Origin of the sequence: Bradyrhizobium sp. WU425, from assembly GCF_021052305.1 — a bacterium.
In the GTDB taxonomy this organism is placed as follows: Bacteria; Pseudomonadota; Alphaproteobacteria; order Rhizobiales; family Xanthobacteraceae; genus Bradyrhizobium; species Bradyrhizobium canariense_D.
This window is the reverse complement of sequence record NZ_CP088089.1, coordinates 1819824-1843763: the sequence shown is the minus strand read 5'-3', so window position 1 is coordinate 1843763 and position 23940 is coordinate 1819824. Positions and strand designations below refer to the sequence as shown.

Genomic DNA, 23940 nt, shown 5'->3' with positions numbered 1-23940 from the left:
TCGCGACGGCGGGCGGGGGCATCAGGATTTAACAGTGCGTTAATCGGCTTCGGCCAGAGTGCCCCGATTCGAGACAGATAGTAGTAGCGTGCGGGGAACACCATGGCTGCCAGTATTTTGATCGCCGACGACGACGCTGTAGCCCGCCGGCTGGTCGAAAACATGGTGCAGAAATGCGGCTATGAGACGATCGTGGTGGACTCCGGCGATGCGGCGATCGCCGCCCTCACCGCCCCCGAAGCGGCCATTGACGGCGTCATCCTCGATCTCGTGATGCCCGGCCTCGACGGCATGGGCGTGCTGGCGAAAATCCGCGAAGCGGGTCTCAGCATCCCCGTCATCGTGCAGACGGCCCATGGCGGCATCGACAATGTGATTTCGGCGATGCGCGCGGGTGCGGCCGACTTCGTGGTCAAGCCGGTCGGCCTGGAGCGGCTCCAGGTCTCTCTTCGCAACGCGCTCAATTCGTCCGCGCTCAAGGGCGAATTGCAGCGCATCCGTCACAGCCGCGAGGGCCGGCTGACCTTCTCCGACATCATCACACGCGCCGAGGCGATGGCGGGCGTGATGCGCGCGGCGCAGAAAGCAACAAACTCCTCGATCCCGGTGCTGATCGAGGGCGAGTCCGGCGTCGGCAAGGAGATGTTCGCGCGTGCCATTCATGGCGGCGGCGAGCGCAAGGCCAAGCCGTTCGTCGCGGTCAATTGCGGCGCGATCCCCGACAACCTCGTCGAGTCCATCCTGTTCGGTCACGAGAAGGGTGCCTTCACCGGCGCCACCGAACGCCACACCGGCAAGTTCGTCGAAGCCCATGGCGGCACGCTGTTCCTGGACGAGGTCAGCGAGCTGCCGCTGAGCGCGCAGGTCAAGCTGCTTCGCGCGCTCCAGGAAGGCGCGGTCGAGGCGGTCGGCGGCCGCAAACCCGTGAAGGTCGACGTGCGCATCATCTCGGCGACCAACCGCAGGCTGCTCGAGCGGGTCAAGCAGGGCCACTTCCGGGAAGACTTGTTCTATCGCCTGCACGTGCTGCCGCTGACGATCCCATCGCTGCGCGCCCGGCGCGAGGACATTCCGCATCTGCTCAGGCATTTCCTGGCGCGCTTTGCCGCCGAGGAGAACCGCCCCATCACCGGCATCAGCGGCGAGGCCGTTGCGCACCTTGCCCAGCTCGATTGGCCCGGCAACATTCGCCAGCTCGAAAACGCGGTCTATCGCGCCGTGGTGATGAGCGAGGGCGACCAGCTTGGCCTCGACGACTTCCCTCTGATCGCCTCGCAGCCGCATCCGGGAACAGACATTCCGACCGCGCCGCTGATGCTGGAGCCGATCGCGGCCCCCTCCGTGGTGTCAGGTAATGAAATACCGATCGCGCCGCTGCCCATGGCGGGTGCCCTCTCAATGCTGACCGCGACCGGCGACGTCCGGCCGCTGGAAGACATTGAGAACGAGATCATCCGTTTCGCGATCTCGCATTACCGCGGGCAGATGTCGGAGGTCGCCCGCCGCCTCAAAATCGGCCGGTCCACCCTCTACCGCAAACTCGATGAAGCCGGAGTTCCCGGCCATGGCGGCAAAAGCGGTGAGGAGACGCACTGAGCCGGACGCGAACGGCGGTTCGTCCGGGCGGAGCGATACGACTGTAAGCCGTTCGTATGACGACGGAATTCGACTGCGATTTGAACCGTGACTTGGAAGTGACAGACACAGGGAAAAGCGCGTGGCAGAAGCGCACAATCCGTTGCCAAGAGGCGTGCTTGAAGTCAGTTTGTCGTGAGTTGTCCCGGGTAGCGCTGGCTGCGAAATCGGGGCCTGTATATCGTCCGCGTAAGATTCGTCTGCGTAGGAATCGTTGCGTGCAGGCGTGCAACTTTCGAGAGGCCGGCGCGGTTTAGCCGAAGCTCAATAGGCGATAACGAAGCTGTTCCACGGGGGACAGTTCACCCGAGGGGTGCGACACAATGCGTGACTGTTTGAACCACCGTGCAGGCTTTGACCGTGTCTTGATCACGGTCGCGGCGACCTTCCTCACGGTATCGGCCAGCTCAGCCCTGGCGCAGGATCAGGCGCACAGCAGCGCTGCCGAGCTCGCGATCGAAGCCGCCATCCCGCGCCCCGAACCCGCAAACGTCCCGCCCCCGACCGCATCAGACATCAAGCTCGACACCACCGCCACGGTGGTGGATGAACCCCTGAAGGCCGAATCCGCCCCCGCGCCGGACAAGGTCGAGACCAAGCCTTCCGACGTCGCCACCACGCCCGCCGCCGAGGCGACGAAGAGCGAGACGGCGAAGACTGAACCTGCCAAGACCGAACCTGCCAAGGCCGACACGGCGATCCCAACGCCGGCCGCGCCCGCCACCGCTGCGGCTCCGGCCTCGGAGCCGGTGAGGGCCGCGAGCAACGTTCCCGCGGCCGACCAGCCGGTCGCCGACAAGCTCAAGGACATCATTGGCGCAAAGGCCTCGCGCTATCTCGACCGTAAGAACGAACGCGCTGCGATCGAGAAGTTCTACGGTGCACGCGACTTCGCGCCGGTCTGGAGCCAGGGCGGCAGCCTGACCGCTGCGGCCAAGGGCGTGATCGCACGGCTGAAGGACGCGGCGTCCGACGGTCTCAATCCCGCCGATTACCCGGTGCCGGACTTCGCGGCCGCCACGACACCCGATACGCTCGCCGATGCCGAGCTCAAGCTCACCGCCAGCATGTTCGACTATGCGCGCCAGGCCCAGAGCGGCCGCATGCACTGGTCGCAGGTCAGCGGCGACATCCTCTATCCCGAGCATCCGGTCGATCCGAACGAGGTGCTCGCCAAGGTCACGACCGCGGCGGACGCCTCCGCGGCGCTCGACAGCTACAATCCGCCGCAAAAACTTTACAAGGAGCTGAAGGCGAAGCTCGCGGAGCTCCGCGGCCAGGGCAACGGCCCGGTGATCGAGATCGCCGATGGTCCGGCGCTGAAATACACCCCGGCCGGCAAGAAGCAGGCTGAAATCGTCGTTGAAGATCCGCGCGTGCCGCAGCTGCGCGCCAAGCTCGGCATCACCGAGAACGCCAGCGACACCCGCTATGACGCGGCGGTCGCCGAAGCCGTGCGCAAATTCCAGAACAGCGCCGAGCTCAAGGCGACCGGCATCCTCGACGACAAGACGGTGAGGGCGATCAACGCCCCGAAGCGCGACAAGCAGATCGACGTGGTGCTGGTGAACATGGAGCGCTGGCGCTGGCTGCCGCGCGACCTGGGCGCGCCCTCGCTGGGCGATGCCTATGTCATCCTCAACATTCCCGACTACACGTTGAAGGTGATGCAGCGCGGCCAACAGGTCTGGACCACCCGCGTCGTCACCGGCAAGCCCGGCACGCATGCGACCCCGCTGCTCACCGAGACGATGAAGTACATCACGGTCAATCCGACCTGGAACGTGCCGCCGTCGATCGTCTACAACGAATATCTGCCGGCGCTTCAGCAGGACCCGACAGTGCTCCAGCGCATGGGCCTCAAGCTCGAACAGAACCGCGATGGTTCGGTGCACATCTCGCAGCCGCCCGGTGAAGCCAACGCGCTCGGCCGCATCCGCTTCAATTTCCCCAACAAGTTCCTGGTCTATCAGCACGACACGCCGGACAAGAACCTGTTCGCCCGGGACGAACGCGCCTTCAGCCACGGCTGCATGCGCGTGCAGAACCCGGATCAGTACGCCTCGGTCCTGCTCAACATCGCGATGCCGAACGAGAAGTACACGCCGGAACGCATCCGCAGCATGTACGGCAAGAGCGAGATCGACCTGAAATTCCCGACCCCGATCCCGGTCAACATCACCTATCAGACCGCATTCGTGGACGATGGCGGCAAGCTGCAATTCCGCAAGGACGTCTATGGCCGCGACGCGACCATGATCAACATCCTGAAGAACGGTCGCGGCAAGGATCTCGAGAACGTCGTCGCGCACTCCCAGCCGAGCTATTCACGCCCGGCGACGACACTGCCGAACGGGGTGTTGGCGGCCAACAACGGCGGCTCGTCCGGGCCGAATTTCTTCGAGCGGCTGTTCGGAGCGCCCACCCCGCCGCCGGCCCCGGTCGGCCGCCGGCCGCAGCAGCAGCGGGTATTCACCCGCTGAGCCAGGCCGCCCGGCGCCTGATTTCCTGAAATTCTGCAGTAAAATCAGCGACCTCATCCTCTGGATGGGGTCGCTTAACGTTAACCATTCTCCACCTGACCTCAGGCAGCGGGCGTTTTTTTGCCACACTCACCCGGTTAGGTTCGCGATCTGACTTGGTTTGGGGGCGGGAAGGTCAACCTCGAATTAACCTTCTCGCTTTAACAAAGCGTTCATCCTCTTTCGCGCGCTAACGGGGTTAGCGGGAGAGTCCATTTTGAACGCTCGTCGACTGGGTGGGCTCTAACGTGCTGACTGGAATCGCACGCCAATTCGCTGTGCTGTCGTTGTCCCATGCGGGAGTGAAGGCCGGATCCAGAATCGGCCTCGCTGCCGTATTGCTGCTTGCTGCCGCGGGTTCAGTTCACAACGCCGCCGCGCTCAACGAGACCAAGACGCTCTCCTTCCACCACACCCATTCCGGCGAAGACCTCACCGTCACCTTCAAGCGCGACGGACGCTACGACGAAGCGGCGCTGAAGCAGCTCAACCACTTCCTGCGCGACTGGCGCAGCCAGGACGAGACGGTCATGGACCGTCACCTCTTCGACATCCTCTGGGAAGTCTACCGCGACGTCGACGGCAAGCAGCCGATCCAGATCATCTCCGCCTACCGCTCGCCCGCGACCAACTCCATGCTCCGCCGCCGCTCCTCCGGCGTGGCGCGCTTCAGCCAGCACATGCTGGGGCATGCGATGGACTTCTACATCCCGAACGTGCCGCTGGAGCAGATCCGCTTCGCCGGCCTGCGCCTCCAGCGCGGCGGCGTCGGCTTCTACCCGACCTCCGGCTCGCCGTTCGTACATCTCGACACCGGCAGCATCCGGCACTGGCCGCGCATGACGCATGACCAGCTCGCCCGGGTCTTCCCGGACGGACGCACCGTCCACCTCCCGACCGACGGCACGCCGTTGAAGGGTTATGAGCTCGCCAAGGCAGAGATCGAGCGGCGCGGCAGCGGCGAGGATTCCGGCAGCAAGTCGAATTTCTTTGCCGCCCTGTTCAAGGGCAAGTCGGCTCCGGCCGCGGCGAGCAACGACGAGGATGACGAGGGCGCGCCCGCCCCGTCCGCGAAGACTGTCGCGCCGACCGTGGTCGCCGCCGCGACCAAGCCGGCCGATCCGGTGCCGACGCCGCGCGCCAAGCCGTCAGTCGCGGCGACGATCCAGCTCGCCTCGGCCGATGCGCAGATCGTCGCGCTTGCCAAGCCGAAGCCGGCCCCCGTGGCTGACAAGCCGGCCGCCGGCAAATCTGCTGACGCCAAGCCCGAGACCCCCGCCGACATCATCAATGCCCGCGGCTTCTGGGATACCCCGACTGCGCCGCAGCAGGCGACGCCGGCCCAAATTGCTGCGCTGAAGGCACGGCAGGCGCTTGCCGCCGCCACCGATCCGCAGCCGACCGCGAGCGTGTCCAGCGCCGCCTATCAGGCGCTGGCCTACGCGCCGGCGTCCGCCTCCCCGGTCGACCGCGCCAATGTCGTCGCCGCCTCTGCGCCGATCCCGCGCTCCGCCCGTCCCGCCGCCGCATCGCGCAACGTTGCGCCCGCGACCGAGATCAACACGGTGGTCGGCAAGCGCATCGACGGCATGGTCGCAACCGCGACCCGGCTCTCCGCAGCCAAGGGCGAAAGCATCTGGCTCAAGATCGTGATGCTGTCGCCGAGCGCCAGCCGCGCGATGTCGGTCACGCTGATGGGCGAGCTCGACACCGCCGCAATGCGCGCCTACTTCGTCAAGCCGCAGTCCGTGATCGCCATGGGTTTTGCCGACGATCCGATGCAGGGCCTGTCCTGCGACAGTTTCTCGGGCACCGCCACCGCCAAACTCGAGACGACGTCCTTCGTCGTACGGACGGCTTCGCTGCGCTGACGTCTTCGCGCGCCGCTAACGCTTCCTCCGTCGATCCAGATGATACGTCAACGCCAGCAACAGGCAGACCGATAGGTCCTGCTTCGGCAGCTTGCCCGACACCGGCAACAGCAACGCCCTGGTCTGCCGATATTCGAACTGATCGGGAAAGCGTTCACGAAAGGTATCGACCAGCGTCGTCTTGCAGTTGAACAGAATCGCGGCGTGCGCGGAGTCCTTCAGGCGGCCGAGCCGGATCGTGCTGCCACTGCCGGTCTCTTCGGTCAGATAAGCAGGCTCGCCCCATTTCAACGTTTCGGTAAGACGGCCGATGCCTTCATGCGCCGCGGCGGCCGCGAAGATCAGCTCGCGTACCCAAAGCAGCCGCTTGCCGATCGACGCCGGAAAAGCATCGTAGGCACGGCTTACCTCGCGCGGCAGCGGCGGCGCAGTCACCGCGGTCTCCTTCGATCGGCATGGTGTCGCCCTGGCGAAAGCCAGGACGACACCGATAGCTCAGATCATCCCCAGTGCTTGCATGTAGGTCTCAAGGATCGTCTCGGCCTCGGCGCGCTCGTTCGGGTCCTGCTTGCGCATGCGCACGATGGTGCGCAGCGCCTTGACGTCGTAGCCGTTGCCCTTGGCCTCGGCGAATACGTCGCGGATGTCGTCGGAGATCGCCTTCTTCTCTTCCTCCAACCGCTCGATGCGCTCGATGATGGACTTGAGCTGGTCCTTGGCAAATTTCGTCGCGGGCTCGTCGTCGCGGACGGCGGCGGAGGTGGCCATCTTGGTACTCCCAATGGAACTGGCAAAACGAGGTGACGCCGGCATCCTCACCGCGCGTGCTGGTTAGACCCTTAGGGTTCGGACCTCTCGCGTTCAAGGCAGCATCGCGCTCGTCCACAGCGCGCCCACACCTTCCTGCGGCGTGTCGAAGAAAGCGGTTGTGTGATGCGACTCAAAGGCACCGCATATCAGGCTGCCGGCGAGGCCGTTCAGTGCCCCGGATGAACCTTCTTCATGGCATCGAGCTGCTCAGGCGTGGCCGCGCCCTGGTATTTCGACTTCCAGGCCTCATAGGGCATGCCATAGACGGCTTCCCGGCTCTCATCCTTGCTCAAGGCGACGCCTTGGGCGTCGGCGGCGTCCTTGAGCCAGTTGGACAGGCAGTTGCGGCAGAAGCCTGCGAGGTTCATCAGGTCGATGTTCTGGACGTCCGTCCGCGTCTTCAAATGATCGACCAGGCGCCGGAAAGCGGCAGCCTCGAGTTCCGTTCTGGTTTTGTCGTCAATTGCCATGGCTGGATCCCTCGGCTTTGCGAATTGGCTGTGACCTGGATGGGTCACCCTTACGAGATCAGGTGGGGCCTGTCACAGATTTTGCCATATCGCGGCGCAAACGGGCGCGAAGCCGGCTTCAGGCAGTTCCTGGGCCCTACGCCAAATCGTCAATGATCTGATATAGCTTCCGCGACAATGATCGCCGAATCTCCCCGCTCCCGCCTTCGCCTGCTCGCCCGGTTGGTCCCGGTGCTGGTGGTTGGCCTGCTGTACCTCTGGGCCAGCCCGGCTTCCGCCGATTTCCGGCTCTGCAACAACACATCGAGCCGGGTCGGCATCGCGCTCGGCTACAAGGATGCCGAGGGCTGGACCACCGAAGGCTGGTGGAACATCTCGTCGCGCTCCTGCGAGACCCTGCTGCGCGGAACTCTGGTGGCCCGCTTCTATTACATCTACGCCATCGACTATGACCGCGGCGGCGAATGGTCGGGCCAGGCTTTCATGTGCTCGCGCGATAAGGAGTTCACCATCCGCGGCACCGAGGATTGCCTTGCGCGCGGCTATGACCGGACCGGCTATTTCGAGGTCGATACCGGCGAGCAGCGGGCCTGGACGGTGCAGCTCACCGATGCCAACGAACAGCCGTCAAAGCAGCAGCGCGTGCCAGGCCTCCCCGGCCCTGTTGGCCCGGGGGTCCCGGGTTTGCCCAATGGCCCGCCCGGTGGTACGCCCCCGCCGCGCCTGGCCTCCCGCCAGCTCCCTCGCCCCCGTCTGGAAATAAGCCATGAGGCGTCTTCGCCGTATCAAGATTCTCGCGACCCTTGGACCCGCTTCTTCGGACCTCGCGATGATCCGCCGCCTGTTCGAGGCCGGCGCCGACCTCTTCCGCATCAACATGAGCCACACCCCGCATGACAAGATGCGCGAGCTGGTGGCGACGATCCGCAACGTCGAGAGCAGCTATGGAAGGCCGATCGGCATTCTGGTCGATCTCCAGGGGCCAAAGCTCCGGCTCGGTGCCTTCGCCGAAGGCGCGGTCCAGCTCCAGAATGGCCAGACCTTCACGCTCGATTCCGACAAGGCGCCGGGCGACACCACCCGCGTCCAGCTCCCGCATCCGGAGATCCTGGCCGCGCTGCGGCCGGGCCACGCGCTGCTGCTCGACGACGGCAAGGTGCGGCTGATCGCCGAGGAGACCTCGAAGGAGCACGCGGTGACGCGCGTCGTGGTCGGCGGCCGGATGTCCGACCGCAAAGGCGTCAGCCTGCCCGACACCGACCTGCCGGTCTCGGCGATGACGCCGAAGGACCGCGCCGATCTCGAAGCGGCGCTGGTCACCGGCGTCGACTGGATCGCGCTGTCCTTCGTGCAGCGCGCCGACGACGTGCTCGAGGCCAAGAAGATGATCCGCGGCCGTGCGGCGGTGATGGCCAAGATCGAGAAGCCGCAGGCGATCGATCGCCTCGCCGACATCATCGACGCCTCCGACGCCCTGATGGTGGCGCGCGGCGACCTCGGCGTCGAGCTGCCGCTGGAACGCGTGCCGAGCCTGCAGAAGCAGATGACGCGCATGGCGCGGCGCGCCGGCAAGCCGGTGGTGATCGCGACCCAGATGCTGGAATCGATGATCCAGTCGCCGGTGCCGACCCGCGCCGAGGTCTCCGACGTCGCCACCGCCGTCTACGAAGGTGCCGACGCCATCATGCTGTCGGCGGAATCGGCGGCCGGCAAATTCCCGGTCGAGGCCGTCTCGACCATGAATCGCATCGGCGAGGAGGTCGAGCGCGACCCGATTTATCGCTCCGTCATCACCGCACAGCGCCCGGCCCCGGAAGCCACCGCCGGCGATGCCATCGCGGACGCTGCGCGGCAGATCGCCGAGACGCTCGACCTGCCGGCCCTGATCTGCTGGACCAGTTCGGGATCGACCGCCGTGCGCGTGGCGCGCGAGCGGCCGAAGCCGCCGATCGTGGCGATCACGCCGAACGTCGCGGCGGGACGCCGGCTGTCGGTCGTCTGGGGCATACATTGCGTGGTGGCAGAAGATGCGCGCGACCAGGACGACATGGTGAGCCGCGCCGGCCAGATCGCGTTCCGCGACGGCTTCGTCCGGGCGGGCCAGCGCGTGATCATCGTCGCCGGCGTGCCGCTCGGCATCCCCGGCACCACCAACATGGTGCGCATCGCCTCGGTCGGCCCCGAGGGCGAAGCGAATATCTAGCTCCGCCGGCACCCGGCAAACAAAAAATGTCGAAAACAACCCCATGCACAGTAGCCGGCGGGTCCGGCGGATGTGCTGAGGTTTTTTGAAAAGGCGAGCTCGAGCAACGGCCTGGGCGCGATCAGGTCCGCCGGTCGATCAGGATGACGTTTTAGGCCCCAACCAGCGCTTTCGCCGTCGGCAGCAGCGTCTGCTGCACGACGAGCCCCCTGGCGCGGGCGTCCATGACGCCGACCGCGCGGAGCGCCAGCAGCGTCACGGTCTGCACGGCATCGCGCATCCTGGCGGGATCGTCGAGATTGTCCGGCGCGAGCGGTCCGACCAGGGCCTCGTGCAGCGCGCCGAGCAGCGCGGTGGCAGCAAGGGCCGTGTCCTGCGCCGGCAGGTGGCCGGCGCGCACGGCGGCGTCGATCCGCGAGGCCATCTCGCCCGCGATCTCGCGCCGGCTGGCGAGACGTGAAGCGCTGACATCGACATCGACCGGCTCGGCCAGGATGCCCCAGGCGAGCCTGCGCTGTGACAGGGTATGGACAGCCACGGTGGTGACCGCCGCCGCCAGCGCCGAGGACGGCCCCGGCGCGGCATCGGCGGCTCGCCGGATCGCCGTGAGCTCGTCGCGGGAGACTTCGGCAATCAACTCGGAGATCAAATCGGCCTTGGAGGGGAAGTAGCGGTAGACCGTACCCGCAGCGACGCCGGCGCGAACCGCGACTGGCGCAATCTGCACCGCCGCCATCCCGCCTTCCGCCGCCGCCTCCCGCGCCGCCGCCAGTATCGCACTGCGCCGGGCCGCAAGGCGCTTCACCACTTGATGCGTCCGCCGATAAACCATGGCGCGCTTCCTGTCCCACACGCCGGTCGCACGCCTTGCGGCCGAACGCTTCGTCACTGATATCGCAAATCGCCCCGCAAGGACTGAACAACTATTCAGAGTGGATGACAAGGTGCAAATGCATGAAGCGTCACGCAAAAAAAACGCGAGCTCAAACAGCTAAAAACGTCGCGAACTGCTTTGGTGAAGGGGTAACCACGATCGTTACCGCCATCTTAAACCTGCTCCGCGACTGTGCTGCGGTATCGCGATCCCACCTCGGTGCAGCATGGTCGACACGGACGCCCGGACCGCCTGGCAGCTCTTCCACCTGAACTGGCTTCCCATCGCAGCCATGGGCAGCCTGCTGGCGCTGGGCCTCGCCTTCACCGGCCTGAGCCTCGAACCAGTCGCCTATTGGGTGACGCTGGCAGTTGCTGCAGTCTTGCTCGCGCTGGCCTATGGCCACCGCATCGTCAAAGGCGAGCTTGCCGACCCGAAGCTGCTGTTTTCGCTCGGAACGATCGGACAGATCATTCTCACCTGCGCCATCGTCGGACCGCTCAGCTATGTCGCGGCTAAGCTGAACTGGCCGCTGCAGGACCAGGCGCTGCTTGCGATCGACCGTGCACTCGGCCTCGATCCCGAACCGATCGCGCGATACGTCAACGACCATCCCTGGCTCGCGGACTGCCTGGCTCGCGGATATGGGCTGATCAAATTGCCGCTGCTCGGCATTCCCGTCGTGCTGGCACTGACGGCGCACTATATGCGGCTGCAATTGTTCATGCTCGCGATGAGCCTCGCGCTCGCGGTCACCATCGCGATCTCCGCCGTCGTGCCCGCGATCGGCACCTATTGGGGGCTGCAGCTGTCCGCCGCGCATTTTCCCGAAATCAACACCGCGGTCTATGCCGGGCAGTTGCGCGACATCCTCGCGCTTCGCGACGGTAGCCTGCACGAGCTCCAGTTGTTCTTCCTCGCCGGCGTTGTCTCGTTTCCGAGCTTCCACGCCGCATCCGCCGTGCTCTACATGTGGGCGCTGTGGCCGGTGCGCGGCCTCGGCGGCATCGCGGCTGCGCTCAATCTGCTGATGATTGCGGCAACACCGGTGATCGGCGCGCATTACGTCATCGACGTCGCCGGCGGAATCGCAGTCGCCGCAGCGTCGATCTGGGCGGCGAAATTCTATCTCGAATGGCACCGCCGCGCGCAGCAGACGTCTGCCGCGCCTGCGCCGTCGGCGGTCTGGCAGCCCGGCCTCGCGGAATGACAGCCGACAAGTTGCCCTAGGGTCCGCGCGTAGCGGCGTGCCCGCCGGCAACTTTCAATGTTCAATGTTCTCGACGGTGGGAACGCCTGCGCTTTCGGAGCCGCGGCAGACGCTTTGCCGCCCTACAAGCTTGCTACAGCTTCACGACTTCCCAGATCCGGAAATCGTCCGCCAAAAGAAAAGAGCCCCGTCAAGGACGGGGCTCTTTGAATTCGCGATTCGTACAGCGTTACTTGAGGCTGCTCGAGATCGAGGTGAACTTGGCGTTCAACGTGGTGCCCAGGTTATTGACGACAGTGATGATCGCCAGCGCAATGCCGGCGGCGATCAGACCGTATTCAATAGCGGTGGCGCCGGATTCATCTTTCGCAAAACGCGCAACGAGGTTCTTCATAAAGAGCTCCAAATGAGTACACGAGGCTACAACTGATCTGGTCTTTTGGGCTTCCCAGCGCCGCTTGACCATGGAACCGAACGTAGAGGCAAAGAATTGCGCCGCAGTTAATTCGACTGCGGAAACACAGAGCGGTTTGCGTGTATGCGTCGATGGTAAACCGAAATCTAAAACGATCCGTTAAATTGTCGAGACATCAAGCCGGCCCCGCCTCACCGGTTTACCCGGAATTATGACCGCCGTGGTCCAATGTCGATCGCTCGGCACAACGACAAAAACACCAGGACGACGAGGCGGCATGTCCCTTTCCTTTGCCAACAGCATCACGGTGCAGGGTCGTGCGCGAGCCCTGGTGCCGCTGTGCGTCGGTGCGGGCGCCTATCTCTTCTTCGCGTATGTCGGCGACACGCTGCTTCAGGACTCCGACTCGCTCTGGCAGATCAAGATCGGACAATGGATCCTCGATCACCAGGCGCTTCCCTACACGGACTTCTATTCCTTCACCCGTCCGGGGGCGCCCTGGGTTTCGACCTCATGGCTGTCGCAGGTCCTGTTCGCCCTCTCCTATGCGCAATGGGATTGGGCCGGCCCGGTGGTCCTCACCGCGCTTGCGGTCGCATTGTCGGCGGCGATGCTGGTCGGCCTGCTCGAGGCCCATCTGGAAATTCCGCGAGCGGTCCTGTTCGCGATGTTCGCGCTGTTGCTGTCGCTGCACCACGTTCTGGCGCGGCCACACATGCTGGCGCTGCCCGTGATGATCGCGTGGGTCGGCGTATTGATGGCCGCAGCCGACCGCAAGGGCGCCCCGTCATGGTACTGGCTGCCGCTGATGTCCCTGTGGTCGAACCTGCATGGCGGCTTCGTGCTGGGCCTGGCCCTGATCGGCCCGATGTCATTTGTGGCGCTCTGGGGCATGGAGTCCGGCAAGCAGGTCCGACTGCTGTCGCGCTGGTTCCTGTTCGGTGTTGCGGCACTCGCCGCAAGCTGCGTCACGCCTTATGGCTGGCGCACATTGCTCGGCGCGATCAACATCCTCAATCTGGGCGAGCTGCTGACGATCATCTCCGAGTGGGCGCCCGCGAACTTCGCCTCCTTCAACGCATTCGAAGGCGCGCTGTTCGGCCTGATTGCGATCGGGCTGTATCGCGGCCTGACGCTCTCGCCCCCGCGTATTCTTCTGATCCTGCTTCTGACCTGGATGGCGCTCACCCACGTCAGGAGCATCGAGGCCTTCGCCTTCCTGGTGCCGCTGGTGCTGGCCAAGCCCCTCGGCGAACGGTCTGCGCTGCCGCAGCCTGGCACGCAGGGCGGCGAGAGTTGGGCTGCCCGTTACGTCACCGCGACCGGCGCGCTGATGATCGTGGCCGCAGGCTGGACCTCGACCTCACTCTACATGGCGCATCACCGCTTCACCTTCACGATGGATCAGACACCGGTCGCCGCCGTCGATCTGCTCGAGAAACGCAAGGCGCAACGCATCTTCAACGCCTACCAGTTCGGCGGCTATCTGATCTCGCGTGACATCCCGGTCTTCATCGACGGCCGCGCCGAGCTCTACGGCGAAACCTTCGCCATGGACGTCTTCAAGGCCGTGGAGCTCAAGAAGCTCGACAGTCTGACGCGGCTGCTCGACGCGTACCAGATCGACGCCACGCTCATGGTCGCGGACGCACCGGCCGCCCAGGTGCTGGACCACATCAAGGGCTGGAAGCGGCTCTACGCGGACAACATCGCCGTGATCCACGTGCGAACCGGCGGCACAGAGGCCGGCGCGATGCCGGAAGCGGAGTCCTCGAGGGAAGCCGTCAAGTGAGCGCGTCAGCTCAGCAGCCGATATCCGGTCCATCGCGCCGCTGGATCGGAATTCCTCTCGTGATGCTGCCAGCGTTTTCGATCGCAACGCTCTTCGCCTGGGGCGTCCTGATCTCCACCTTCACCCATCCCGGTTGGATCGGGCTGAACCACGTCGCTCCCGGCACCGACTGGATGGTGTTTTACGGCGCCGTCAAATCGTCGCTCGCCGGCAATCTTGCGCTGGTCACCGATGGTGACGCGTTCACGGCCTATCTCAACCAGTCGTTCGCATCATGGCTCACGGTGCCTCTGGAGTTCCGTCCATGGTTCTATCCGCCCGGCTTCCTCGTTCTGCTGCTGCCATTCGCGCCGCTTGGCTTCATCGGCTCCTATGTCGCATTCCAGGCCGCGACCGCAGGCTTCCTGGCCTGGGCGCTTCGCAACCGGTCCGATCAGCCGCAACTGACGCCCTACATCATCGCGGCCGTGCTGGTCTCGCCATCGGCATCTCTCAACCTGGCCGATGGACAATGCGCCTTTCTCGTTGCCGCACTGCTGGTCGCGGGCGTCAGGCTGCTCGGACCGCGACCGCTCCTGGCCGGGGCAATCCTCGGGCTGCTGAGTTTCAAGCCGCAATTCTTCCCGCTCGTCCCGCTCGCGCTAATGGGGGCGCGCCGCTATGGCAGCCTGTGCGCTGCTGCATGCTCGGCATTCGCATTGGCGGCTGCAAGTGCCATGATTTTTGGCGTCGAATTGTGGCTCTGGTGGATACCGCAGGCGTACAACAATCTGGTCAGCCCCGACGCGAAATGGCTGGCCTATGGCCGCATCTGGGGTCACAGCGTGTGGGCCTGCGCGATGCTGCTAGGCCTGCCGGAGCGGCTGGCCTCCATCCTTCAGCTGGCCGCGATCCTTTCGAGCGCGGCGGCAACGTTCGCGGTCTTTCGCTCCTCGCTCAGTACCAACAACAAGCTGATCGTACTGCTTGCGGCAACCGTGCTGGCAGCCCCGCATTCGGGCCCTTATGACGCGACGCTGCTGACGGTCGCCGTCGTGCTGTGGCTTGCCGCATCGATCGATGCTCCACGCTTTCGCGACTGGCTGATCGGGCTCGGCATCTGGATGGTGCCGTTGCTCAGCCCGGCGGTGTATATTCCGGCGGGACGACTATCGCCGCTCCTCATCGTCGCTCTCATCGGCGTCGTGTTCGGCGCGTTGCGCAGTCCGGCAGGGTCTGGCGAGCCGGCAATGTCGCCGCATTCCTGAATCCAATCTGCGGCTGGCGATGCGGGCGCCGAAGTGATGACGCAAACTCCAGAGCGTGTGCCACCACTTCTAGCGTGATTGGCGAGAGATGGTGGGCGCGGCGCTTAGGCACCTTTGCCTGCCGTACTTCTGAGTTTCCAGTGCAACTGCATCAAAATCGTCAATGCGAGCGCAGTGAAGCAAATCCAGACTGTCACCGCGGATCTATTCTGGATTTCTTCGCTGCGCTCGCAATGACGGGGCGCTGAGTTGGCACCACCCGCAAATCACCATCACCAACAAAAAACGCGGCGTTTCCGCCGCGTTTTTCAATTCAATCTGCCGTACGCGATTACGCCTGCGGCTGCGGCTCCAGGCCGGGATCCGGATCGGGTCGCGGGCGCGACTTGCCGGCCGGCGGCACGGCCGAGGCGCGCGGTGTGGTCGGCTCGAGCACGGATTCGCGGTTCGGCTTCTTGCCCTTGAGCAGGTCGATGATCTCGTCGCCGGAGAGCGTCTCGAATTCGAGCAGGCCCTTGGCGAGAGCTTCGAGATCGGCGCGCTTCTCGGTGAGAATACGCGTTGCCTCGTTATAGCCTTCTTCGACGAAGCGCCGGATCTCGGTATCGATCTTCTGAACCGTCGCTTCCGATGCGTTCTGGGTGCGCGACACCGACATGCCCAGGAAAACCTCGTCCTGATTCTCGCCGTAGGACACGGTACCGAGCGCCTCGGACAGGCCCCAGCGCGTCACCATCATGCGTGCCAGACGCGTCGCCTGTTCGATGTCGGACGACGCACCCGAGGTTACCTTCTCGCGACCGAAGATCAGCTCTTCGGCGACGCGGCCACCCATCATGATGGCAAGGCGCGAGGTCATCTGCTCCAGCGACATCGACAGCTTGTCACGCTCGGGCAACTGCATGACCATACCCAGCGCACGCCCGCGCGGAATGATGGTCGCCTTGTGGATCGGATCGGTTGCGACGACGTTGAGGCCGACGATGGCGTGGCCGCCCTCGTGATAGGCCGTCAGCAGCTTCTCTTCCTCGGTCATGACGAGCGACTTGCGCTCGGCGCCCATCATCACCTTGTCCTTGGCTTCCTCGAACTCGGCCTGGGTCACCATCCGCTTGTTGCGGCGGGCGGCGGTGAGCGCGGCTTCGTTGACGAGGTTCATCAGGTCGGCGCCGGAGAAACCCGGGGTGCCGCGCGCGATGGTCTTGAGGTTGATATCCGGCGCCAGCGGCACCTTGCGGACGTGGACCTTGAGGATCTGCTCGCGGCCGACGACGTCCGGGTTGGGCACCACGACCTGACGGTCGAAGCGGCCGGGACGCAGCAGCGCGGGATCGAGCACGTCGGGACGGTTGGTCGCGGCGATCAGGATCACGCCCTCGTTGGCCTCGAAGCCGTCCATCTCGACCAGCAACTGGTTCAGCGTCTGCTCGCGCTCGTCATTGCCGCCGCCGAGGCCGGCGCCACGGTGACGACCGACGGCGTCGATTTCGTCGATGAAGATAATGCAGGGCGCGTTCTTCTTAGCCTGCTCGAACATGTCGCGGACGCGGCTGGCGCCGACGCCGACGAACATCTCGACGAAGTCAGAACCCGAAATGGTGAAGAACGGCACGTTGGCTTCGCCCGCGACCGCACGCGCGATCAGGGTCTTGCCGGTGCCGGGAGGTCCGACCAGCAGCACGCCGCGCGGAATTCGGCCGCCGAGGCGCTGGAATTTGCCGGGGTCGCGCAGGAATTCGACGATCTCCTGCAGGTCCTGCTTGGCCTCGTCGACGCCCGCGACGTCCTCGAAGGTGACGCGGCCATGCGCTTCAGTCAGCATTTTTGCGCGCGACTTGCCGAAGCCCATCGCCTTGCCGGCGCCGCCCTGCATCTGCCGCGACAGGAAGATCCACACGCCGATCAGCGCGATGAAGGGCAGCCAGGAGACCAGCAGCGAGACGAACCACGGCACGTTGTCGCCGGGCGGCTTCGCAGTGATCTGCACCTTGCTGTCATAGAGGCGCTTCACGAGCGTCGGATCGCTCGGCGCATAGGTCTGGAAGCTCGAGCCGTTGGTGAAGGTGCCGTGAATGTCCGGCCCCTGGATTACGACGTCGCGCACATTGCCGCGGTCAACCTCGCTCAGGAGCTGGGAGAAGGCGATGTCCTGCGAGGAGGCGCGCTGACCCGGATTCTGGAAGAGCGTGAACAACGCCAACAGCAGCAGGACAATGATGACCCAGAGGGCGAAATTGCGCAGATTGGCGTTCATCGATCTTCCTTCGTGGTCGCGCGGATCGCGGCCTGAGCCTTGGGCAGTTATTTGGGCAGCGCGAGGAAATCCCCAAGGAATCCTCTCGGTTAGACGCATACAATCTAGGTGTCGCTCCGGTCGCTGCCAAGGGAACGAGATGGGACTATTTAGCCCATCTTAGTCCGATTCCCGCTGAAATAATGGCGCCCGGGTCCGGGTTTTTCCTGCCTGGTTAAGGTGTCCTCACGGCGCGGTCTCGAAACGGCCGGTGCCATGATCCGCCCTTATCCACCCTTGATCCACCCTTGCGCCGGGCCGGCGCCGGGGCGATGCGGATACGTCCCCCGGCAAGGCTGATCAAGGCTCCCGCAAGCGTCTGCTTCAGGGCCGGCCGGCCATTTGCGGGTGCGCGGGCACTTGCGGCAATGGCCTGATCGAGCACGGCCAGGAGGGATTCGACCTTGCCGAGTTCCGCCGGCCCCTCATGCCCGAACGCGTTGATGGCCCGCAGCAGGATCCGCAGCCGGACCTCCTCCGGCAGGGCGGCAAACCCGGAGGCCTCGAAGCTTCGAACGCCGGCCTGCGGCGCATCGCCGCGATCCCGCAAACGGAGGAAGCGCTCGGCTCCATCGGTCAGCACCTCGACGGCCAAATTGGCGCGCGCCAGCCTTGCCGCGAGCCGAGCCAGGCTGCGGGCATCACCGCCCTCCGCCGCGAGCTGCGGCAGCAGCGCACGCAGCCGCGGCCGGGTAAAGGCAGCGTCGTGGTTGGTGGGATCGTCGGCAAAGCCGATCTTCGCCCGCTTCAAGGTCGCAATCAGCTGCGACTTCGGAACATCGAGCAGTGGACGCGCAAGAACGACGCCGTCGCGCTCGGTGAGACGGGCCATCGCCGACAGCCCGGCTAATCCGCTGCCGCGCACAAGCCGCATCAACAGGGTCTCGGCCTGGTCGTCGCGGGTGTGGGCGGTCAGCACGTGGCTCGCACCGGCGAGGCGCGCGGCCTGCACAAGCAGGCGGTAGCGAGCTTCGCGCGCGGCGGCCGGCAGTCCCGTTTTCGGCTTTGCCCCGCGCCAGCGCACGGTCCGGTGCGGCAGGCCAAGCCCGGTTGCGAGACGCTTGACCTCGCGCGCCTCGCGTGCCGCCTCCGGCCGCAAGCCGTGGTCGATGGTGACTACGGTGAGACGCGGGCCGCGCGAAAGGCTGCGATGCCAGCGCGCCGCAAGCCACATCAGCGCCACCGAGTCGGGCCCGCCGGAGACCGCGAGCAGCAGTCCCTGCGCGCCTTTCAGGCCTGCGAAGAGGCGCTTGGCCTCACGCGCCGAGATCGGTGAATTGTCCTCTGACATGACACTGCAATCGTCCGCGGATGGACACTGTTTAGCGCAGCGCCATCCGTCTTGTCAGGATCAATCGCCGCGCCTCAGCACTTCACCCGCTTCTGCTCGCGGTCGACCGCAGCTTTGACGCCGGCGGAAGCGCGCGGATATTTGCGACCGACTTCACCGAAGGCGGCACACGCCGCCTCCTTCTCCTTCAGCGCCGCCAGCGACTGGCCGAGCCGCAGCAGGGCATCCGGTGCCTTGGCGGATTTGTCGTATTTCGTGGTGACGGCGAGGAAGGCTTCCGCGGAGTCGCGATATTGCTGGCGCTGGAAATAGCTCTCGCCGAGCCAGTATTGCGCGTCACCGAGCAGCGGGTCGCTCGGATATTTCTGCGAGAAATTCTTCATGGTCTGCTCGGCCAGCGCATAGTCCTTGCGCTGCATGTAGCCGATTCCGAGGTCGAATTCGTCGCGCGGCGTTGCCGAGGGCGGCAGGGTCGCAAGGCCCGTGCCGCCTGATGGCGCGGGAGAGCCGGACGAGACCGGCGGATAGCCGGGCTGCGCAGCCTGAGGCCCGACCGCCTGCGGATAGCGGGGGCCGCTGTTGGCGAGATCAAGCGGTTCGCCGGCGCCACGGCCGCCGGGCGCGCCGCTCGGGGCACCTGCAGGCATCGGTTGCTGCCCGCCGCCGAGCGCGCGCGGCGCACCCGGCGCATTCGGACTCTGGTTGGGGTCGAAGGCATCGCCGCGGCGGCGCGTGCCCGGCGCGCCGGGCGCAGGCTGCTCCTGAACGATCGGTGCCGGAGAGGCGATCTGCGGCTGCTCGTAATTCGGCTGGGCCGCTTGCTGGTGCGGCGGCTGCTGGCGATAGGCCGGCGCGGCTTGTGCGGGCGGCATGGCCGCGACATTGGGCTGGACCGGCGTCTGGACGGGCGAAGCTTGCGCGCCGCCCTCGAGCGCTCGCAGCCGCTCTTCGAGCTGGCGGTTGCGATATTGCAGCTCTTCGTTCTGGCCGGTGAGCTGGCGCAGCTGGTTCTCCAGCCGCTCGATCCGCATCTCGGGATCTGCATCGTCCGATTGTGCGAGGGCGGGCGAGCACAACGAAAGCAGCGCGGCGATCGCCACGGTGCCGGTGAAGACCTTAAATCTGGATGACATCTTGCCCTGACAACGAAAGCGAAATGGCCTGCGACCGAACATTCGACGCGCCACACATTGAAGGGGAGTACGCCAAAACTGTGACTGTAACAAACGGGTTTCTGTCACAGATCGCTGAAACGAAACCGGCGCCCGAGAGGGCGCCGGCATAATCGCTATCTGAAGATGAACGGCGCCTGACCGATCGTCAGGAGCTCGCGTTCAGCACGGTGACGGCGCGGCGGTTCTGCGACCAGCAGGAGATGTCGTTGCAAACGGCCACCGGCCGCTCCTTGCCGTACGAGATCGTGCGCATGCGGTTCGGATCGATGCCGCGCGAGGCGAGGAACGAACGCACCGATTGGGCGCGGCGAGCGCCGAGCGCGATGTTGTATTCGCGGGTGCCGCGTTCGTCGGCATGACCTTCGACGGTGAAGCTGTAGCGCGGATAGCTCTGGAGCCACTGCGCCTGCTTCTCCAGGGTCACGATCGCCTGCGGGGTCAGATCGGTCTGGTCGCTTTCGAAGAACACGCGGTCGCCGACATTGACGACGAAGTCTTGCTGGCTGCCCGGCGTCGCCGCGTTGGCCATCGCATCCGTGGCAGAGTTCTTGTTGGCGCAGGCACCCATCGACAACGCGACGGCAAGCACCGCGGCCAGCTTCAATCCCTGGAGGATGCGCATAGGATGTTTCATTCCGGAGCCTCCACGCTCACGTTTCGTCCACTGCTGTCCGGTCTACAGGGGGTTGGTTAAGCGAACGTTCCGTCAACCTTGATGGAACCTTGCCACAGCCGGTCAAATGCCCCCAACCAGCGAAAAGCAACCGTCATGGTTAATGGGTTGTAAATGTGGCGCGACGGTGAAGGCAAGCCGCAACGACCGGCAAAAACCGCGGCCTTTGCTGGAATTTTAGGCTCCTCGCGTGGGGGCCTAGCGGGCAGAACCCGTTGCCGAGACGGCTACGTCCGGGGGCCGCTGCGTGGCCAGCGACACCGGGCGCGCGGCAGCCTGGCGGGGGCTGCTGCGTTGAAACAGCATGCGCCGCTCAAACGCGCTGGAACGCATGATCGGAAAGCGCGTCAGGACCTTTTCCCGCTGGTTCCGGAAATCGGACGCCATCAGCACGGCCTTCTTGGTGGGCCAGCCCGGAAACCCGCGTGGCTCCGGTGAAATGGTCTCGTGCAGGAAGATGCGACGATAAAACGCCTGGTGGTCGGTCCGGATCATGGCCAGCCCGGTATCGGCGTTGAAATGATCGCAGGCCACAAAGGCCAGCCGCACCGTCAGATAGGGCAGCTCCGGAAAACGCTGGTGCTTTTCGGGATCGGCAACAAACCGGCATGGATCGATGAGAACTTCGCCGCGGTCGAGGCGGGGATGCAGGACGTCGCCAAACACTTCGGTCGTGTAGGACATCCGCCAGTCCGACGTCAGGACGTGAATGCGAACGGAGCTGCAGAGCTCTCCATCGACATAGACCCCGAAATTCCAGGTGTTGGGCGCATCGTCGAAGCGATCGGTTACGCGCCGCGACTCCGACGGCTCGATCAGACCGGCGTGCAGATAGGCCCGGTACCGCATCAAATAGAGGTTGTCTCGGTCCTCGGGAGTTTCGATCAGGCGGTAATCGATGCGGTCAAACAGAGCGGCTCCCCGCGGAAGGAGCACCGTTTGCGGTTCAGCTCCAGACGTCATCCAGTACCCCTACACTCCAAAGCAACTTCTGCGAGTGTGAGGAGATTAATGGTTCATTAACGGAATTGCAAAGGCTTAGAAACGTTAGGGTTAACCTTTGCAGCCCGCAAAAACACGGGCGAACGAGAGCTAAATGCGTTGAAGGAGTGACGCGGAGAAAGATCAGGCGATCGATCGCGAGGACACCATGACGATGTGGTCCTCAGCCCCGCCGCGGCCATGCGAGGCATTGAGCAATTGGCGAATCCGGACTGCCGGCACCGGCCGGCTGAACAGATAGCCCTGCCCTTCGGTCACGGTGCCGTCGGCGCTGATCAACTCGAGCTGATCATTGGTCTCGATGCCCTCGACCACGACCGCCATGCCGAGATCGGCCGACAGCCGCGCTACGCCGCGCAGCAGCGTCAGCGGCCGGTCGGCATCGATGCCCTCGAGGAAGGAGCGGTCGATCTTCACCTTCTGCATCGGGAAATTGTGCAGGTAGCTGAGGCTCGAATAGCCGGTGCCGAAATCATCCAGCGAAATGCGCACGCCGATCGCATGCAATTGCGACAGGATGTCGTGCGTGAGCTGGGTGTTGCGCAACAGGGAGGATTCGGTGATCTCGATCTCCAGCCGATGCGCCGGGAGCCCCGAAACCTCGAGCGCGTAGCGGATTTCGCTCAAGACGTCGCGCTGGTGGAATTGCTGCGGCGAGAAGTTGACGGCGACGCTGACGCCCTCCGGCCATTTCATGCATTCCATGCAAGCGCGGCGCAGGATCCAGCGGCCGAGATCGACGATCAGCCCCATGTCCTCGGCGACCGGGATGATGTCGATCGGCGAGACCGTGCCGCGCACCGGATGATTCCAGCGCAGCAGCGCCTCGCACGTCGTGATCTTGCCGGATTTCAGATTGACCAGCGGCTGATAGAACAGCTCGAACTCCTCGTTGGCGAGCGCCTTGCGCAGATCGAGCTCGAGGATGCGGCGCGCCTCGACGGTCGCCGCCATCTCGTCGCGGAAGAAGCAGAAGGTGCCGCGGCCGTCGGCCTTGGCCCGGTACAGCGCCATGTCGGCATTCTTGAGCAGCGTGTCTGCGCTGATGCCCTCCGGCAAGGTCAATGCGATGCCGACGCTGGCGCCGATCTCGACCAGATGATTGTCGATGCGGTAACGCTCGCTCAGCCGTTCGACGATCCGGCGCGCCAGCGCAGCGGCGTCCTCGGGCGAGGAGATGTTCTCCTGGAACACGACGAATTCGTCACCGCCGAAGCGGGCGACGAAATCCTCGGGGCGCAGCATCTCGCGCAGACGGTTGGCGACCGCGCACAGGAGCTGGTCGCCGCAGGGATGGCCGAGCGTGTCGTTGACCTGCTTGAACTGGTCGAGGTCGACGAACAGCAGCGCGGACAGGCGCTCGGCGCCGTGCGAGATCGCCAGCAGCCTTTCGATCTCATCGCGGAAATGAACGCGGTTGGGCAGCGCGGTGAGGTCGTCGTAGCGCGCCAGATGCGTGATCTTGGCCTCGGCGCTACGTCGCTCGGTAATGTCCTCGAGCAGCACCACCGCGCCACCGTCAGCCATCGGCTGGACAGTCCAGGACAACGACCGGTTTCGCTGCGTATCGGGATCGGCGGTGATGATCTCCTTGGCTTGCGAACTCTCGATGTCCGCGACGATTCGCTCGCCGCTCCCAGCGGAGATGGATCCCGCGCTCACGCACGCCGCGACGATGTCACGCGCGTTGACCCCGCGCTGCGCGAGACCTTCCGGCAGATTCATCATTGCGCCGAAGCGGTGGTTCATGACCGCCAGCTGTCCGTCGACGCGGAACATGCAGAGGCCGTGCGGCATGTTGTTCAGAGCCGTATCGAACTGGCCGGCGAGCGCGGCTTCACGCTCACGTGCCACGACCGCTCCCATGAAGATTCGATGCAGATTCACCGAGAGCTGCATGATCGCCATCAGGAACGCGGCGCTGACCAGCGCCATCGCGATGTAGTAGGGTGTTCCACGCAGCGCCAAGGCAAGCACGGCCGGGCCGAAGATCAGCACGGCCTGGAGGTGGAAGATCGCAGGCCGGCCATATGCCCTGCCCGCGCCGCCTGCCGCGATTCCGGTCGTGACCGACAAGGCGATCATGTGGGCCACGGCGTCGTCCGTGGCCAACAGGGTGGTGGCGCACCAGATGCCGATCGCAGCCGCCTGGATCTTTGCTCCGATCTGATAGCGCTTCTGCCAGCGTGCGGCCGCCTCGACGGTCATGACCGCGTGACGTGCCTGATAGAGGCGCAGGTCGATCGCCCGCGCGGTCCCGGCCAGGATCAGAAGTGCGACGCACGCCCAGATCAGCGGCTCGCCCGTCCTCAGCGCGGTGAGGGCCGCACCAATCGACACGAAAATGAGTCCCGCCAGCAACGGGCCAGGCGCTTCGAACAGCGAATCGATTTGCGCCGCCGAAGTTTTCGGCGGCCGCTGTTCCGGCTCTCCGCTCTGACTTGCAAACTGCATCTG

The 23940-nt window shown here is 65.0% G+C and carries 18 protein-coding genes and 1 pseudogene; 8 read left to right on the top strand and 11 right to left on the bottom strand.

From position 1 onward, the window contains the following. Window positions 1–102: 102 nt before the first annotated feature. The 3 genes from BcanWU425_RS08805 (at window position 103) to BcanWU425_RS08795 (ending at window position 6028) form a co-directional block, all read left to right on the top strand. A complete protein-coding gene (locus BcanWU425_RS08805; protein WP_204512215.1) occupies window positions 103–1596 on the top strand; it encodes a sigma-54-dependent transcriptional regulator in 1494 nt (497 codons plus the stop codon). Between the two features lie 362 nt (window positions 1597–1958). After that, window positions 1959–4118, top strand: a complete 2160-nt coding sequence (locus BcanWU425_RS08800) for a L,D-transpeptidase family protein (protein ID WP_204512216.1) — start codon at window positions 1959–1961, stop codon at window positions 4116–4118. A 287-nt stretch (window positions 4119–4405) separates the two neighbouring features. After that, the gene (locus BcanWU425_RS08795; RefSeq protein ID WP_371258498.1) at window positions 4406–6028 is read left to right on the top strand and encodes a DUF882 domain-containing protein; all 1623 of its coding nucleotides are present in this window, start codon (window positions 4406–4408) and stop codon (window positions 6026–6028) included. A 15-nt stretch (window positions 6029–6043) separates the two neighbouring features. Here the strand turns inward: BcanWU425_RS08795 and BcanWU425_RS08790 are convergent, their stop codons facing one another. From BcanWU425_RS08790 to BcanWU425_RS08780, 3 genes are all read right to left on the bottom strand, one after another. Beyond that, a complete protein-coding gene (locus tag BcanWU425_RS08790; RefSeq protein ID WP_018453805.1) occupies window positions 6044–6463 on the bottom strand; it encodes a hypothetical protein in 420 nt (139 codons plus the stop codon). A gap of 60 nt (window positions 6464–6523) precedes the next feature. Next, a complete protein-coding gene (locus BcanWU425_RS08785) occupies window positions 6524–6796 on the bottom strand; it encodes a DUF2312 domain-containing protein (RefSeq protein WP_007596286.1) in 273 nt (90 codons plus the stop codon). A 209-nt stretch (window positions 6797–7005) separates the two neighbouring features. Then, window positions 7006–7308, bottom strand: coding sequence for a DUF1244 domain-containing protein (locus BcanWU425_RS08780; RefSeq protein WP_007596287.1), 303 nt, complete (start codon window positions 7306–7308; stop codon window positions 7006–7008). Window positions 7309–7485: 177 nt separating this feature from the next. Between BcanWU425_RS08780 and BcanWU425_RS08775 the strand changes: the two are divergent. Continuing rightward, window positions 7486–8078: pseudogene (locus BcanWU425_RS08775) on the top strand (DUF1036 domain-containing protein). Continuing rightward, window positions 8075–9511 (top strand): pyruvate kinase, encoded by a 1437-nt coding sequence (gene pyk, locus BcanWU425_RS08770; protein WP_026232597.1) that lies wholly within the window; start codon window positions 8075–8077, stop codon window positions 9509–9511. The pseudogene BcanWU425_RS08775 and the gene pyk overlap by 4 nt, the downstream one beginning before the upstream one ends. Window positions 9512–9662: 151 nt before the next feature. Here pyk and BcanWU425_RS08765 read toward each other — a convergent pair whose 3' ends face one another. Next, window positions 9663–10343 (bottom strand): helix-turn-helix domain-containing protein, encoded by a 681-nt coding sequence (locus BcanWU425_RS08765; protein WP_026232596.1) that lies wholly within the window; start codon window positions 10341–10343, stop codon window positions 9663–9665. 268 nt (window positions 10344–10611) lie between these two features. Here BcanWU425_RS08765 and BcanWU425_RS08760 point away from each other — a divergent pair, with 268 nt between their 5' ends. Continuing rightward, on the top strand, window positions 10612–11595 hold the full coding sequence (locus BcanWU425_RS08760; protein ID WP_018453800.1) for a phosphatase PAP2 family protein: 984 nt from the start codon (window positions 10612–10614) through the stop codon (window positions 11593–11595). Window positions 11596–11824: 229 nt separating this feature from the next. On the opposite strand, the gene BcanWU425_RS08755 is transcribed toward BcanWU425_RS08760, so the two are convergent. After that, window positions 11825–11989 (bottom strand): Flp family type IVb pilin, encoded by a 165-nt coding sequence (locus BcanWU425_RS08755; RefSeq protein ID WP_007614256.1) that lies wholly within the window; start codon window positions 11987–11989, stop codon window positions 11825–11827. A gap of 298 nt (window positions 11990–12287) precedes the next feature. On the opposite strand from BcanWU425_RS08755, the gene BcanWU425_RS08750 reads away from it, so the two are divergent. Together BcanWU425_RS08750 and BcanWU425_RS08745 are read left to right on the top strand one after the other, a co-directional pair. Further along, window positions 12288–13802 carry a hypothetical protein gene (locus tag BcanWU425_RS08750; protein WP_204512217.1) on the top strand — a complete coding sequence of 505 codons (1515 nt, stop codon included), beginning with the start codon at window positions 12288–12290 and terminating at the stop codon, window positions 13800–13802. Between the two features lie 62 nt (window positions 13803–13864). Next, window positions 13865–15049: a glycosyltransferase family 87 protein gene (locus BcanWU425_RS08745; protein ID WP_204512218.1), complete on the top strand. Its 1185-nt coding sequence runs from the start codon at window positions 13865–13867 to the stop codon at window positions 15047–15049. A 331-nt stretch (window positions 15050–15380) separates the two neighbouring features. On the opposite strand, the gene ftsH is transcribed toward BcanWU425_RS08745, so the two are convergent. The 6 genes from ftsH to BcanWU425_RS08715 form a co-directional block, all read right to left on the bottom strand. After that, window positions 15381–17303, bottom strand: coding sequence for an ATP-dependent zinc metalloprotease FtsH (gene ftsH, locus BcanWU425_RS08740; RefSeq protein WP_007596301.1), 1923 nt, complete (start codon window positions 17301–17303; stop codon window positions 15381–15383). 214 nt (window positions 17304–17517) lie between these two features. Next, window positions 17518–18633 (bottom strand): tRNA lysidine(34) synthetase TilS, encoded by a 1116-nt coding sequence (gene tilS, locus BcanWU425_RS08735; protein ID WP_085348901.1) that lies wholly within the window; start codon window positions 18631–18633, stop codon window positions 17518–17520. Window positions 18634–18707: 74 nt separating this feature from the next. Next, complete coding sequence (gene ybgF, locus BcanWU425_RS08730) at window positions 18708–19766, bottom strand: tol-pal system protein YbgF (RefSeq protein ID WP_204512219.1); 1059 nt, start codon at window positions 19764–19766, stop codon at window positions 18708–18710. Window positions 19767–19953: 187 nt separating this feature from the next. Next, a complete protein-coding gene (gene pal / locus BcanWU425_RS08725) occupies window positions 19954–20442 on the bottom strand; it encodes a peptidoglycan-associated lipoprotein Pal (protein ID WP_026232595.1) in 489 nt (162 codons plus the stop codon). Between the two features lie 237 nt (window positions 20443–20679). Beyond that, a complete protein-coding gene (locus tag BcanWU425_RS08720) occupies window positions 20680–21444 on the bottom strand; it encodes an N-acyl amino acid synthase FeeM domain-containing protein (protein WP_026232594.1) in 765 nt (254 codons plus the stop codon). A 162-nt stretch (window positions 21445–21606) separates the two neighbouring features. After that, window positions 21607–23937, bottom strand: coding sequence for a putative bifunctional diguanylate cyclase/phosphodiesterase (locus BcanWU425_RS08715; RefSeq protein WP_204512220.1), 2331 nt, complete (start codon window positions 23935–23937; stop codon window positions 21607–21609). Between the last annotated feature and the right edge of the window lie 3 nt (window positions 23938–23940).

Bases quoted from the DNA above. Each gene is read 5' to 3' on its own strand.
- BcanWU425_RS08805 (WP_204512215.1), top strand. From the start codon at position 103: ATGGCTGCCAGTATTTTGATCGCCGACGACGACGCTGTAGCCCGCCGG.
- BcanWU425_RS08800 (WP_204512216.1), top strand. From the start codon at position 1,959: ATGCGTGACTGTTTGAACCACCGTGCAGGCTTTGACCGTGTCTTGATC.
- BcanWU425_RS08785 (WP_007596286.1), bottom strand. From the start codon at position 6,796: ATGGCCACCTCCGCCGCCGTCCGCGACGACGAGCCCGCGACGAAATTT.
- BcanWU425_RS08780 (WP_007596287.1), bottom strand. From the start codon at position 7,308: ATGGCAATTGACGACAAAACCAGAACGGAACTCGAGGCTGCCGCTTTC.
- pyk (WP_026232597.1), top strand. From the start codon at position 8,075: ATGAGGCGTCTTCGCCGTATCAAGATTCTCGCGACCCTTGGACCCGCT.
- BcanWU425_RS08765 (WP_026232596.1), bottom strand. From the start codon at position 10,343: ATGGTTTATCGGCGGACGCATCAAGTGGTGAAGCGCCTTGCGGCCCGG.
- BcanWU425_RS08760 (WP_018453800.1), top strand. From the start codon at position 10,612: ATGGTCGACACGGACGCCCGGACCGCCTGGCAGCTCTTCCACCTGAAC.
- BcanWU425_RS08755 (WP_007614256.1), bottom strand. From the start codon at position 11,989: ATGAAGAACCTCGTTGCGCGTTTTGCGAAAGATGAATCCGGCGCCACC.
- BcanWU425_RS08750 (WP_204512217.1), top strand. From the start codon at position 12,288: ATGTCCCTTTCCTTTGCCAACAGCATCACGGTGCAGGGTCGTGCGCGA.
- BcanWU425_RS08745 (WP_204512218.1), top strand. From the start codon at position 13,865: ATGCTGCCAGCGTTTTCGATCGCAACGCTCTTCGCCTGGGGCGTCCTG.
- ftsH (WP_007596301.1), bottom strand. From the start codon at position 17,303: ATGAACGCCAATCTGCGCAATTTCGCCCTCTGGGTCATCATTGTCCTG.
- tilS (WP_085348901.1), bottom strand. From the start codon at position 18,633: ATGTCAGAGGACAATTCACCGATCTCGGCGCGTGAGGCCAAGCGCCTC.
- ybgF (WP_204512219.1), bottom strand. From the start codon at position 19,766: ATGTCATCCAGATTTAAGGTCTTCACCGGCACCGTGGCGATCGCCGCG.
- pal (WP_026232595.1), bottom strand. From the start codon at position 20,442: ATGAAACATCCTATGCGCATCCTCCAGGGATTGAAGCTGGCCGCGGTG.
- BcanWU425_RS08720 (WP_026232594.1), bottom strand. From the start codon at position 21,444: ATGACGTCTGGAGCTGAACCGCAAACGGTGCTCCTTCCGCGGGGAGCC.
- BcanWU425_RS08715 (WP_204512220.1), bottom strand. From the start codon at position 23,937: ATGCAGTTTGCAAGTCAGAGCGGAGAGCCGGAACAGCGGCCGCCGAAA.